This is a genomic window from Spiroplasma endosymbiont of Sarcophaga carnaria (genome assembly GCF_964019595.1).
Lineage (GTDB): Bacteria > Bacillota_I > Bacilli_A > Mycoplasmatales > Mycoplasmataceae > Spiroplasma > Spiroplasma poulsonii.
This window is the reverse complement of sequence record NZ_OZ026456.1, coordinates 1,093,968-1,108,190: the sequence shown is the minus strand read 5'-3', so window position 1 is coordinate 1,108,190 and position 14,223 is coordinate 1,093,968. Positions and strand designations below refer to the sequence as shown.

Genomic DNA, 14,223 nt, shown 5'->3' with positions numbered 1-14,223 from the left:
AGCCCTCCTAAAATCCTAAATATTTAAGAATTACTTTAAATATGACCATACATTTAAAAAGTTTCAAATATTTATATACTATAAATATATCATAAAATTAAATTTCATTCACAATTGCTAAAATAATTGGTGTTTTCCCTGTTTCCGTTTTAACAAATGAACTAATTGTTAATCTAATTTCATTTTTAACTTCATTAACATCATACATTTCACCAGCAACAGCTTTTTTATAATGTTTTTCAATAATGTCAATAATTACCTTTTGCATTTTCCGAAAAATATCATTATTTTCTTGAATATAAATTACTCCTCGCATTTGTGTATCAATTAAGGAAACTAATTCTTTTGTTTTACCATCAATTGAGACACCAATAATAACAACTCCATCGGTTGCTAATTGTTTTCGCTCATTTAAAACAACAGCCCCAATATCACCAACACCAATTCCATCAACATATAAATCGGCTGTTTTTACTTTATTTGTTGTTTTTGTGTATTCACCATCAACAAATTCAACACCATCACCATTATCAACAATAAAAATATGGTTTGGGTTAATACCGGCTTCAATTGCCGCAGTTTTTTCTTGGACAAAGTCTTTGTATAATCCTTTGACGGGAATAAAGTATTTTGGTTTAATAATTGAGCTCATTAATTTAACATCTTCATAACTTGCTGTCATTGTTCAAACTTTTTTATCCGATAAAGCAATTGTTTTTGCCACTGTTCGTGCTAATTCATCTAAAACATTAGCATAGTTTAATTCACTTCCTGGATTTGGTGGGGTTGCTAAAATAATCATATCGCTTTCTTTAATATCTAAAATATCATCATTCCCAGAAGCAATTTTAATTAAACGACTATATAAACGTTCACCACTACCAGTTACAATAATTAATGATTTTTCTTCTTTAACCACTTCTTGTAAACCTTTAATATTAATCCCGTTAAAGTTTAATTTATTACTATCTGATAACACTTTTAATGATTCTAATAAGGTTTGACCGTAAATTCCAACTGAAATATTATTTTCTCGTACTAAGTCAAAAAGTTCACTAATTTTATGTAAATCTTGATCAAAACAAGCTAAAATAATCCGTCCTTCTGCTTCTTTGACTGCTCGTTCAATATAATTTTTAATTTTATGATTTGGTGCTGTATAATCGCGTCGTGATGCTGTTGAAGCTTCAGATAAAAATAATAACACCTTATTTTTAGCAACAATTTGATTTAAGTGTTGTAAATCAGTTGCAAAGTTTGGATCAGCTTTGGCATCAAAAATATAATCCCCCGTGTAAATAATTGTTCCATCTGGTGTGTGTAATGCAAATCCAAAACTATTTGGCATATTTGTTGTTGTTGAAAAAACTTCAACTTGACATGTTCCAAAATCAAGAACATCCTTTGCATTAATAACATTAAAACATTCTTCTTTACCACGTACTTTAAAACGTTGTAAATGGAATTTTAAAACATTGCATGTTAAATCACTACCATAAACTGGTACCGCTAATTCTTTTAACATATAAGTTAATGCTTCTGAACATTCATCAGAAGGTTTTGTAATAAAAATCCCTTTAATACGGGCACGATTTTCTTTTAAATAATCAAAATTTGATATTACTACATCAATCCCTAAAATCCCTCGTTCAGGGTTTTTTGTTCCTGCATCAAAAATAAAAATATCTTGTTCTACTTCGATACAGTATAAATTCTTACCTCTCTCATCTAGGCCACCAAGAGCGAAAAAACTAATTTTTGCCATAATTAAAATCTACTTCTTTCTATTCTTTTTTGTTTAGTACTCATTTACATTTCATTATTTAAATGCTTTTTACATTGTTTTCTTAAATTAAATAAATGTAATCTTAATTATTATACATTAGTATTAAAAAAATATACAAATAATTAAAAAAATATCTTATTACCATTATAATACCACATTTTTTCAGTTAAAATCTTTAATTTTGTCGAAAACTCTTGATATTTATAAAATATACCTAAAATTAGGTATATTTTTAATATATGGAGGTAAATAAATGATGAAAAAAATAATTACAGAATTAATAAATAGCTTAACAGATGATCAATTTTTAGAATTTTATGAAAAAATAAAACAACAAGCAGACTTAATTAAAAAACAAAAACGTTTAAATGAAATTGATCAAAAATTTAGAGATAAAGGCATTATATGTCCTAATTGCAAATCTTTTCATTGTGTTAAAAATGGTCATAATTCCGAAGGAAAACAAAAATATTTATGTAAAAAATGTCGTGCTAGTTTTGATGCATTTCGTCATCATTTTACTTATTGAAGTCATTTAAATTATGAACAGTGAAATTTATTAATTCAAATTTCATTGTTAGGACAATCTAGTAAAATAATTTCTCGTTTTATTAAAACAACCCCAAAAACCGCTTGATATAATCGACAAAAATTAATGCAATCAAAACAATTAGAAAATACACAGTTAAAATTTAAAAAATTAAATGGTCAAATCCAAATGGATGAAACATTTATTAAAGAAATTCATAAAGGCAATTTTAAAGATAAATTTGATAAACGAAAAACTCATCTCGATCCATTTTCAACTGATACCAAATGCTGTATTCAAATGGCAGTTGATAGCAATAATAATATTTTTGTTCAATCCACCAATACCAAAAGATTACAAAAACAATGGATTATTGAAAATATGAATAAGCAACTAATTAAAGAAAAATCAATAATTATTTCTGATATGCAACCACTATATTTATTAGTAGCAAAACAAACAAATTCTACTCTATATTCCACCAAAACTAGTACAAACCCTGATACTAGTTATCAAAAGTTAAATAAGATTAGTAAATTACAATCCAGTCTTAAAGAAGCCTTAATTCATTATCATGGTTTGGGTTTCACTAATATTCAAAATTATTTAAAGCTCTGAAAATGAAAATACCAACACAAAGGTTTAACACCAAACCAACAATCAACGGTATTATATTTTAACGTTTAAAAAATTTAAAGCAAAATCATAATCTTACACAAAATTAGTTTTCAAATTGTCATATTGATGATTTTTTTTATTTCATCAAGAGTTTTCGACAAAATTAAAGGTTAAAATAATAAAAGCAATCAAAAGGATGTGAAATAACATTGAAAGCAATATTTCCGGGTAGTTTTGACCCAATTCATGATGGACATCTTAATATTATTAAAAAAGCTAGTGCTCTCTTTTCAAAATTGTATGTTGTTGTTACTAATAACTTAGAAAAAACAGGACAAACTGAAATTAAAATCCGGGCAGCAAAAGTTATTGCTGTTTGTCAACAAATTAATCCACACATTGAAGTTGTCATTAATGATAAAATGTTAACCAGCGATTTTGCAAAAGAATTAAAAGTTAACTATATTATTCGAGGATTACGAAATAATAATGATTTAAAATATGAAATGGAATTAGCTTTTGCTAATAAAAAATTAAATGAAAATCTTGAGACAATCTTCTTTGTTGCTGATTATGGCTTAACGGAAATTTCTTCAACCTTTTTAAAACAAATTGAACAACTAAAAAAATAACAATAAAGGGGGGACTAAAATGAAATTAAATAACATTAAAAGTGTCTTTATTTCAGGAGCAAGCAAAGGAATTGGCTTTGAATTAGCAAAACAATACTTAACCAACCATATTAATGTTTTTTGTGTGGCAAGAAATACAACACCAATTACAATCTGAGCAAAAGAACAAAATCTAACCAGTTATTTACAAACATTTAATTGTGATTTAAGTCAAATTGCAACCAACAGAAAACTAATTTCTGAACTTAATAAAATTGATTTTGATATTATGATCAATAATGCTGGTTTTAGTGTTTTCGGAATGTTTGAGAATACTAACATTGATGATGAACTAAATTTAATTGATTTGAATATTAAAAGTCTCCAATTTATGACTAAATACTTCTATTTAAAATATCATAAAACTAACACCGAAAAAAGAATTATTAACCTCGCTTCCATCGCCGCCTTCCAACCAGGACCATTACATGCCACTTATTTTGCCTCAAAAAGTTATGTTTTAAATTTTAGTTGTGCAATAAATTTTGAATTGCAACAACAAAAATCTAAATTAAAAGTAATTGCGTTATGTCCCGGTCCAATCAAAACAGACTTTTGAAATAGAGCCCAATATCAAAGTAAAAAACTACCACCTGGTAGTATGAATGTTACTAAATTTACTAAAATTGCTTTTAAAAAAAATTAATCAAACAAAAAGAGACGTTGTTTTAATTGGCAGTAAAAATAAAATTAATGTTTTTTTCGCAAAGCACTTACCTCGTAAAATGGTTTTAAAACAAGTCTATAAAATGCAAAAATCAGGTTTATAATTTATAACCTAAAATACAAACTAAAATAAATTAACTTTTTTAAGTTAATTTTTAAATAAAAAAACATTATTTTATAGTCCTTAATAATTAAAGATAAATAAAATAATGTTATTAATTAAAATATATCATATTGATAAAGAGATTTAGTATTTTTAAATAAAATAGGTAATATAAAAATTATAATCATATTTAAAATAAAGTTAGTTTAAAAAAATAGTTCATGAATTTTATTCAACATTATTATAATCATTTGTTTTAAGAAACTATAATTTTAAAATAAAATTTGGCTTGAGTTTTCACTCAACTAAATAAACTAGTATTTTTGACAGTAGCTTTAGCGGTAAATTTCGCAGTTATGACATTATCAGAATATTGCAAATTTAAAATTAACTTTACGTTTACTACATCAATCTTTCTTCAACTCTTATTCCCTCATACATAGCTAGCTACTATAAGTTTCTTCTGCTAATGTTTTTTCATCTTCTTTATTATTTATTAATGACATATTAACTACATAACCTAGCGGTGAATAAACCCTTCGATTAAAATAATTAAATTCATACCCTTCAACTCAATAATTACTATTTTCTTTAATTTCTACCTTAAAAAAATTATATTTTGTTCCTGTTGGTAATTTTTTTGATCAAATAAATGTATTCTTATCCGAATTATTTATATAAAAAGCGGTCACCTTCGTAATTGGTGTTGCCAATTCTGAATCTTTCACAAAATTAGATTTTTTTTGATGAATCTCAGTTTCTCTTTTTACTATTTTTTTTGCTTGTTGACTAGATTCTAAGTTAGCTTTGAAATCAGTACCTTCAAAATTATTTTTTACATCATATAAACTCGTAGCATTTAATGTTAAAATTGGTGCAACGCCAATTGTTAATACACTTACTAAACTTAAAATTTTTTTCATTTAAAATTAACCTTTCTTTATCTCTTAGGACATCCTAAGATAGTATTATCCTACCTTAAAGCACAAGAAAATTATTTTTTAATATAAAATAATGATAAGAATCATATTTAAATCAAAAATTCTATTATTTAATTAATAGTTTTACCGCATTTGTCGCTTTAATTTAACTTAAAAAAACAAAAAATATTGAGATTCAATATTTTTTACCTTGTTATTTTTTAATTTTTTCCTAGCAAATCAAACATATTTTTTTTATAAATTTCAACACCAGGTTGATCAAACGGATTTATTTTTAATAAATAAGCTGACATCGCACATGCTTTCATAAATCAATATGATAAATAGCCAAACATTTTTTCATCCATTGTCTCAAATTCCAAAATAATATTAGGAACATGTCCTACTTTGGTATGAGCGGCGATAACACCTTGGATTGCAGTTGTATTGACCTCGTGCAATGTTTTTCCTGCTAGATAGTTTAAGCCATCAAGGTCTTGCTCTGCTTTGGTTAAAGCAAGATCTAATTGCGGTTTTTTAATTTCAATAACTGTTTCAAATAAGATGTTTTTTGTTCCTTCTTGAATAAATTGACCAAGAGAATGTAAATCTGTTGAAAAAATACATGATAAAGGTAGTAATCCTTTTGAATCTTTTCCTTCTGATTCTCCGAATAATTGTTTTCATCATTCAGTAATCATCTGCATTTGTAGCTCATAAGTTACAAGCATTTCAGCTTTATATTTTTTTTCGTAATTCAAAATATAACGGCCAACAGCATATTTATAGACATAATTAGTTAAATCATCAATTAAAGTGTCTTGATAAGCTTGTTGTGCTCCTTTAAAAACATTGTCAACGTCAATACCACTTACGAGCATTGCAAAAACCCCAACCGGAGTTAAAACTGAATACCTTCCTCCAATATCATCAGGAATTACGAAGGTTTGATATCCTGCTTCATCAGCTAATGTTTTTAATGCACCTTTATGCTTATCGGTAATTGCAACAATTAATTTTGCCGCTTTTAGAAAACCTTCTTTTTTCTCTAAAAGCTCCTTACATAGACGAAATGCAATCGCTGGTTCAGTTGTTGTTCCAGATTTAGAAACAACACAAATTCCAAATTTCTTATTTTGAAGATATTGTAAAACTTGTGCCATATAAGTTGAAGACATTGTATTACCAAGATAAATTACTTTGACTTTTTGTTGACTATATAACCCATTAATCATTTCAATCGCAGCACGAGCACCAAGATAACTCCCACCAATTCCAATTACTAATAAAACATCAATTTCATTCGCTAATTGTTTTGCTGTTTGTTTCATTGCTGCAAGTTCTGCTTGATCATAAGTATTTGGTCATTCAACCCAACCTAAAAAATCACTTCCTGGGCCAGTTTTGTCATGAATCATATGGTGAATATCTTTAACTTGTCCTAAATACTTCTCGAAAACAGCTTCACTTAATGCATTAGTAAAATTTACTTTGATCATTATAATATTGCCTGCTTTCTATCTAAAAATCCCTTTATTTATAAAATTTAAACGTTTTATTTACTTGTTAACGAAGTAATTTTTTCACGTAAAGGTTGAAAACCTGCTCCCGTCTCTTGAATTTGACTGTTGTTTTTCTTCAGTAATTCAGGTCGGCAGTTTTTATAACTTAATTTAACTTGTTTCTTAACTGGATCAAAATCAAGTACTTCCACTTCAACATTGTCACCAACATTAACAAATTCTTTAATATCTCTTACAAAGAAATCTGAAATTTCACTGATATGGATTAAGCCATCAGCTTTTTCTGCCCGACAAAAAGCACCATACGGAGTAATATTTGTTATCTTCGCAATAACTTTACTTCCTTTTTCATACATAATTAGTCACATCCCCTTTCTAAAACTATAGTAATTATACCGCTAGAACTATGAAAATCATTTTCTAAATCAGAAAAAAATTTATTAGCCACATATAAAAAGGATTATATCACCTTATTTTAATAAATTAAGGCGATATAATCCGTTATTTTCATTATTATCCTCATTATTTCCTTCTTGCTCAGGTTTTTCTTCTTTATAAGAATCATTATAATGACAATTTGGATAATTAGTACAAGCTTTAAAGCGTTGAAAACGTTTATTAAATTTTAAAATAATTTCACCAACACCACACTCTGGGCATAGCCCAAATTTAGGACCAGTTTGGTGAATATAGCGACATTTGGGAAAACCAGAACAAGCAATAAATTTTCCATATTTTCCATAACGATATACCAAATCACTACCACACTCTGGACAATCAATTCCCGCTTTTTCAACCGGAATCTCTTCCATCAATTCCATTGCTGCTTCAATTCGTGGTTTAAAGCGTTCTCAAAATTCTTTTAATAATGGTTTAGGGTCTGCTTCACTATGGGCAATCACATCTAAACTTTCCTCAATGGTTGAAGTATATGTTTCATTAATAATATCATTAAAATATTCTTGCAACTTATCACTTGTTAAAATTCCTTTTTCTGTTGCTTTAATAGCTTTATTTTCGACAATAATATACCCACGCTCTTTTAAAGTACGCATAATTGGGGCATAAGTTGATGGTCGACCGACACCAATTTCTTCTAGTGTTTTAATTAATTTTGCTTCAGAATAACGACTTGGTGGTTTTGTAAAGTGCTGAATTCCAAATAATTCATTTAAATTAATAATTTGGTTTGGTTTCAAGGCTGGTAATTTTGCAATTTCTTCATCATCATCTAATGCGGAAAATTTTAAAAAACCATCAAACTGAACCGTACTTCCCGTCATTCGAAATTCATAATTATTATTATCTAAAATAATTGCTTTACTTAATAATTTAGCACTAGCCATTAAACTAGCAAGAGCACGATTATAAATAATTTTATATAAACGTAATTGATCACGACTCAAATATTCTTTTGCTGCATCAGGTGTCATCATTAAATCCGTTGGTCGAATTGCTTCATGGGCATCTTGCACATTTTTTTTATTTTTAGCGGGAGTTTTAACTTCACCCAAATATTTTTGCCCATACTTAATCGTAATATAATCAAAGGCATCTTGAATAAATTTATCACTTAACCGAATAGAGTCTGTTCGAGGATAACTAATAAACCCCGTAATATCATCTTTTACTTTAATTCCTTCGTATAGTTGTTGCGCAATTAAAGAAGTTTTATTTGAATCAAACCCCAACTTACTACTTGCTTCTTGTAACATTGTTGATGTTGTGTGTGGATTAGGTGATTTTAGGTGTTTTTCTGTTTCCTTAACTTGAACAACAACAAAATCTTTTTTTAATGCCTTTTTAACTTTTAAAACATCAGTTTCATTTTTTAATTCAATCTTTTCATCTTTAAATTTTGTTAATTTAACAACTGCTTTTTTATATAATCCTTCAACAGTTCAATATTCTTCGGGAACAAAAACTTGTCATTCTTTTTCTCGTTCAACAACTAATTTTAACGCAACAGATTGTACTCGTCCAGCTGATTTTGACTTAATCTTTTTTTGTAACAATTTACTTAATCGAAACCCAATAAAACGGTCAAGAATTCGGCGTGCTTCTTGTGATTTTACCAAGTTCATATCAATATCAGTTTGATGATGAAACGCTTCTAAAACGGCTTCTTTTGTAATTTCATTAAAACGAACACGACGCGATTTGTCATTACAATTTAAAACTTCATTCAAGTGATATGCAATCGCTTCTCCTTCGCGGTCGGGGTCCGTTGCAAGAATAACTAAATTTGCAGCTTTAGCTTCTTGTTTTAATTTTTTTACCAGTTCTTTTTTCCCACGTTCCATCTTGTAAGTTGGTTCAAAAGTTTCAATATCAACACCCAGACCATACTCACCCTTTGTTGATAAGTTTCGAATATGTCCTTCTGAAGATAATACTAAATAACCATCACCAAGATATTTTTCAACTGCTTTTGTTTTTGTGGGGGATTCCATTATTACCAGCGTATTCGCCATTTTTTCTCTCCTTTAAATTGGATAATACATTACAATAATTATTATACATAATATTTCAAAAAAACTATTTAAATTCTTTAATTTTGTCGAAAACTCTTGATATTTATAAAATATACCTAAAATTAGGTATATTTTTAATATATAGAGGTAAATAAATGATGAAAAAAATAATTACAGAATTAATAAATAGCTTAACAGATGATCAATTTTTAGAATTTTATGAAAAAATAAAACAACAAGCAGACTTAATTAAAAAACAAAAACGTTTAAATGAAATTGATCAAAAATTTAGAGATAAAGGCATTATATGTCCTAATTGCAAATCTTTTCATTGTGTTAAAAATGGTCATAATTCCGAAGGAAAACAAAAATATTTATGTAAAAAATGTCGTGCTAGTTTTGATGCATTTCGTCATCATTTTACTTATTGAAGTCATTTAAATTATGAACAGTGAAATTTATTAATTCAAATTTCATTGTTAGGACAATCTAGTAAAATAATTTCTCGTTTTATTAAAACAACCCCAAAAACCGCTTGATATAATCGACAAAAATTAATGCAATCAAAACAATTAGAAAATACACAGTTAAAATTTAAAAAATTAAATGGTCAAATCCAAATGGATGAAACATTTATTAAAGAAATTCATAAAGGCAATTTTAAAGATAAATTTGATAAACGAAAAACTCATCTCGATCCATTTTCAACTGATACCAAATGCTGTATTCAAATGGCAGTTGATAGCAATAATAATATTTTTGTTCAATCCACCAATACCAAAAGATTACAAAAACAATGGATTATTGAAAATATGAATAAGCAACTAATTAAAGAAAAATCAATAATTATTTCTGATATGCAACCACTATATTTATTAGTAGCAAAACAAACAAATTCTACTCTATATTCCACCAAAACTAGTACAAACCCTGATACTAGTTATCAAAAGTTAAATAAGATTAGTAAATTACAATCCAGTCTTAAAGAAGCCTTAATTCATTATCATGGTTTGGGTTTCACTAATATTCAAAATTATTTAAAGCTCTGAAAATGAAAATACCAACACAAAGGTTTAACACCAAACCAACAATCAACGGTATTATATTTTAACGTTTAAAAAATTTAAAGCAAAATCATAATCTTACACTCTTACACAAAATTAGTTTTCAAATTGTCATATTGATGATTTTTTTTATTTCATCAAGAGTTTTCGACAAAATTAAAGTTTAAATTTATTTTTTCAAACTAAAATAGATTTCGAATCTTATTAATAATCATATCAATCGTATTTGCAACAATTGGAACTGTAAAATAAAGAATAACAATAACCCCAACTAGTAACAAAATTATTCCAATAATAGTCATACTAATTCAAAAGGTTTTGACATTAAATCTTGAGCGAATTACAACCCTAATTTGTTTTTCATCGATTTTCTTATTCCAATTTTTCTTTACTTGATAAAAATTATCAATTAACTTATCATATTGTTTTTGCGTAAGCCCAAATTCATTCATAACTTCAAACTGATCCATCTTGCTATGACCAAATTCATCAAAGATTTTATCATAAATTTCTTGTGCTTGAATTTTTCCCATTAATGTCTTAATGGTGTAATTTTTATATGTTCCCAATCCGGGTGATGTATCAACCACTCCTTTTACAAAACTATTTTTAAAACTTTCTTCTGTTTCATCATCTATCATTGGTTCAACTTTCGTTGGATCTAAATCAATTACTGGAGCATTTGTATCAAAAAAATCATGTAAATTTTCTGTAAAATTATTGTCAAAATTATCATCATTTTCTGCTTTATTAACAATTGGGGGAGTGGGGTCATTGAATTCAGCAGTATCGAAGAAGAAACTGTGTTCGTCATCCTGTTCGTCATCAAAGTGACTATCAAAATCATCATCAAAATTAAATAAATCAAAAACATTATTTTCAGATAGTGAATCAATTTTTGCCTTTCCTGCAGGTTCAATGACATCTTTTACTTCTGAGCGATTCTCCGCATTTAAAATTGTTGGTGGTTCATTTTGGATTACTTCTTCTTGTTCAGTTGTTAATGGTAATTCTGGTAAAATAATTGTTTCTGAACTAGTTACAGTTGACCGTGACTCTTGTTTTTCATTTCTTTTTTCTCAAGCTTCAATTAAAGTTTTATTTAAAGCTTCAGCTTCTTTTAAATGACGAAGTGAAGTATCTAACGTATTTTTTAATTCTTTGTATTCACCACCACTTGTTTTTGGCTGATTACGATCGCTGCTAATAAACTCATCTAAAATTTTAGAAATATGAATTGCTCAATTATATTCATCTTCAGCACTAAGCGGACCGACAGGACGACGAAAATCATTATAATTACTTTCTTTCGCGAATGGGCGAGAATTATAATACGGTGAATAAGGATCATCCAAATATTGTTGATTACGATAATCATACCGATTATGATATGATGACATATTTCGCATATCATTCTCAGGCCCCAAATTTGGCAATGAAGAAGGATTCACCGTTTGATTAATATTTTGATACGGTGGCGTTGGATTTACCATTGCGGGAGATTGTTGTTGTAATGGTTTTGGTTGTTGAATTACTGGCGAATAATTATACTGCGATAACAATGGGGGATATAAATTTTGTGGTAGGGTATACTGCACTCCTGATGGGGGAGTAGGATATGGATAAAACGGTGGATATGGATATGGATATTGATAATAACTAAAAAAATCAGGATTATAATGAATCCGACAATTATTATGGCAACCCTTACTATGACCCTTTTTTATGTTTTCACCCATATTATTCACCCTATTCGCAATTTAATCATTTATATTAATTATAACATAAAAGCCATGAAATAACATTTTCGATCTTGCAATTTAACATTATACAAAATAACTAGTTTAATTTCAAGACAGTTGAATGGATTTTGCACAATGTTTTTAATTGTTTTAATTTTCATTGCTTCATTATGTCTTAAATTCCTTCCCTTCTTTTTTACCCCCGAACAATAATTTTATTATTTTATCAGCTGTTAATAGATCGTCTGAATAGTCAGGACGTCTTCATTAAGGTAATTAAAGATAAAAAATAAAAAAAGTATTTTAATAAAATACTTTTTTATAAATCAATTATTTTTTAATTGCTGTTCCAGTTTTACCAGCTAATGCTGCTTTTGCTTGCGCTAATTCAGCAATAATAGCAACTTTTTGATCACCTAAACTAGCAAATTTCATTGCTGCTTGAACTTTTGGCAACATACTGTTCAAAAAATTAGTGATTTAGATCCAAAAATGAATAATTTTGGATATGTGGGATTAAGTTTTTATGCCTAAAATTTGAACGTCACTTAAAAATAGAAGATTCGAAGTTGATTTAGTCGTTACTTCCATTTCCAACAAAGAAATTAATTTAAGGGATGGTTTTTTTGTAAAGCTTTAATAGATACCTGGTGCAACAAATTCTGTTATATCAACTAAAATTGTTGAAAAATTAAAACTTGAGTCAAGAGGAAAAATGAAAGTTTCTACTGGTTCTAATTCAGAAGATGAATTTTATACATATATGGTTGCTTTACATTTACCAACTGACCTTCAACAAGGAATAGTATCAACACCTGAGGGATTAAAATCTCGAGTATTCCCAAGTTCATTTGTAACTAAGATTACAATGGTTCACGGAAATGAACATATTTCCAGCCAAGGATTTGACGCAATAATTGGACTGGATGTACTTGAAAGTGGCAATTGTACTATTGCTGGCCCAAATATGGTATTATCATTCTAATTTAATTTATAACTGCCAAAAATTAATGGCAGTTTTTTATTTTAATGTTATAATTTTATTAACGGTATGAACTAAATTCTTAAATGTCTGTGGTTTTCACATATTTATTGACAATATGACTTTACATATTGCAGAAGTAAGGATGCCATTCCTTACTTTTTTATCCTTATACCTCTATCCTATACTCTTTTAAATAAAAAAACAATAAATTTCTTATTGTTTTGCAATATTAATAATATTAGTTGAAGTCAAAATATTCATTAATAACTCATATAAGCATTGAATAATTTGTACTAATGGAACAACTTTATTACGATAGTCTGTTATTTTTTGAGCAATTTCTAATCTTTTTTCTGGTGTTAATCCAATAACAAATTTATGATAAGTTTCCACTTCTTCAACAATTTTTGCTTTGTTAAATTCTGGTAACTTAATTTTTCCCTCATTAAAATCTTTCTCAATTTTATCAATATTTTCTAATTGTGTTTTTAATTTTTCTTCTTCTTGATCAACTGAAAATTCAGTTAAAACAATATCGCGTTGTAAAAATAATCCTAATTGATTTACTAAATTTCAAATTTCTAACGCATCACTTGCTTGGTTAATATCTTCTAAACATTTATCAAGGGCTGAATCTAAACTCTTAATTTCTTCATCATAAATTTTTGTTAATTCAGTAATTTCTACTTTCATCATATCTACGAAAAGTTTATTTAAATCAACTGGACTTGATTCTTTGGCACTAGCCATAAAATCGTTTAAAAAACGAGGTAACGGAATAATTGAATTAAATAATTTACTTACTTCAATTAGTGTTGTCACTTTCTTTTGATCAACTTCTTCGGGTGTTTTATCTTCTAAATATTCAGTTCTAATATCATCAAATAAAGGTTTAATTTCTGTTTTAACAAAATTAAATAAATCCTCAAAATTAGTTTTAAATTTAGCTCCTGCTAAAAATGCTTCAATTTTTGGGTTTTTTTCTGCAGTATCCTTTTGATAATCTACTTCAAAAAGATCAATATATTTTGTTAAATAATTCATCATTCCTTTTTCAACATCTGCTCAGAAATTATTCTGTTGTGTCATAATATCATATCCCTCTATTTCTATAAATTATTATTTACTCCAATTTTACCATA

At 27.6% G+C, this 14,223-nt stretch carries 13 protein-coding genes; 5 read left to right on the top strand and 8 right to left on the bottom strand.

Annotation, left to right across the window (positions count from 1 at the left end; genetic code table 4):
• Positions 1 to 97: 97 nt before the first annotated feature.
• A complete protein-coding gene (locus AACK91_RS06315; protein ID WP_338965273.1) occupies positions 98 to 1,765 on the bottom strand; it encodes a ribonuclease J in 1,668 nt (555 codons plus the stop codon).
• A gap of 274 nt (positions 1,766 to 2,039) precedes the next feature.
• On the opposite strand from AACK91_RS06315, the gene AACK91_RS06310 reads away from it, so the two are divergent.
• From AACK91_RS06310 to AACK91_RS06300, 3 genes are all read left to right on the top strand, one after another.
• The gene (locus AACK91_RS06310) at positions 2,040 to 3,002 is read left to right on the top strand and encodes an IS1/IS1595 family N-terminal zinc-binding domain-containing protein (protein WP_338963247.1); all 963 of its coding nucleotides are present in this window, start codon (positions 2,040 to 2,042) and stop codon (positions 3,000 to 3,002) included.
• 140 nt (positions 3,003 to 3,142) lie between these two features.
• Positions 3,143 to 3,565, top strand: a complete 423-nt coding sequence (gene coaD, locus AACK91_RS06305; RefSeq protein WP_338965270.1) for a pantetheine-phosphate adenylyltransferase — start codon at positions 3,143 to 3,145, stop codon at positions 3,563 to 3,565.
• 19 nt (positions 3,566 to 3,584) lie between these two features.
• Positions 3,585 to 4,250, top strand: a complete 666-nt coding sequence (locus tag AACK91_RS06300; RefSeq protein WP_338965268.1) for an SDR family NAD(P)-dependent oxidoreductase — start codon at positions 3,585 to 3,587, stop codon at positions 4,248 to 4,250.
• 566 nt (positions 4,251 to 4,816) lie between these two features.
• Here the strand turns inward: AACK91_RS06300 and AACK91_RS06295 are convergent.
• The 4 genes from AACK91_RS06295 to topA form a co-directional block, all read right to left on the bottom strand.
• Complete coding sequence (locus AACK91_RS06295) at positions 4,817 to 5,296, bottom strand: hypothetical protein (protein ID WP_338965265.1); 480 nt, start codon at positions 5,294 to 5,296, stop codon at positions 4,817 to 4,819.
• Between the two features lie 218 nt (positions 5,297 to 5,514).
• Positions 5,515 to 6,792: a glucose-6-phosphate isomerase gene (locus tag AACK91_RS06290; protein WP_338965262.1), complete on the bottom strand. Its 1,278-nt coding sequence runs from the start codon at positions 6,790 to 6,792 to the stop codon at positions 5,515 to 5,517.
• Positions 6,793 to 6,848: 56 nt separating this feature from the next.
• On the bottom strand, positions 6,849 to 7,172 hold the full coding sequence (locus AACK91_RS06285; protein WP_338965260.1) for a S1 RNA-binding domain-containing protein: 324 nt from the start codon (positions 7,170 to 7,172) through the stop codon (positions 6,849 to 6,851).
• A 114-nt stretch (positions 7,173 to 7,286) separates the two neighbouring features.
• Positions 7,287 to 9,290, bottom strand: a complete 2,004-nt coding sequence (gene topA, locus AACK91_RS06280; RefSeq protein ID WP_338965257.1) for a type I DNA topoisomerase — start codon at positions 9,288 to 9,290, stop codon at positions 7,287 to 7,289.
• Positions 9,291 to 9,445: 155 nt separating this feature from the next.
• Here topA and AACK91_RS06275 point away from each other — a divergent pair, with 155 nt between their 5' ends.
• Entirely contained in the window at positions 9,446 to 10,408 is a 963-nt protein-coding gene (locus AACK91_RS06275) for an IS1/IS1595 family N-terminal zinc-binding domain-containing protein (RefSeq protein ID WP_338963247.1), read from the top strand.
• 128 nt (positions 10,409 to 10,536) lie between these two features.
• Here AACK91_RS06275 and AACK91_RS06270 read toward each other — a convergent pair whose 3' ends face one another.
• The gene (locus AACK91_RS06270) at positions 10,537 to 12,093 is read right to left on the bottom strand and encodes a hypothetical protein (RefSeq protein WP_338965254.1); all 1,557 of its coding nucleotides are present in this window, start codon (positions 12,091 to 12,093) and stop codon (positions 10,537 to 10,539) included.
• Between the two features lie 333 nt (positions 12,094 to 12,426).
• Entirely contained in the window at positions 12,427 to 12,555 is a 129-nt protein-coding gene (locus tag AACK91_RS06265; RefSeq protein WP_338965252.1) for a hypothetical protein, read from the bottom strand.
• A gap of 256 nt (positions 12,556 to 12,811) precedes the next feature.
• Here AACK91_RS06265 and AACK91_RS06260 point away from each other — a divergent pair, with 256 nt between their 5' ends.
• Positions 12,812 to 13,081: a hypothetical protein gene (locus AACK91_RS06260; protein WP_338965249.1), complete on the top strand. Its 270-nt coding sequence runs from the start codon at positions 12,812 to 12,814 to the stop codon at positions 13,079 to 13,081.
• A gap of 213 nt (positions 13,082 to 13,294) precedes the next feature.
• Here the strand turns inward: AACK91_RS06260 and AACK91_RS06255 are convergent, their stop codons facing one another.
• Entirely contained in the window at positions 13,295 to 14,170 is an 876-nt protein-coding gene (locus tag AACK91_RS06255) for a hypothetical protein (protein ID WP_338965246.1), read from the bottom strand.
• Positions 14,171 to 14,223 lie beyond the last annotated feature (53 nt).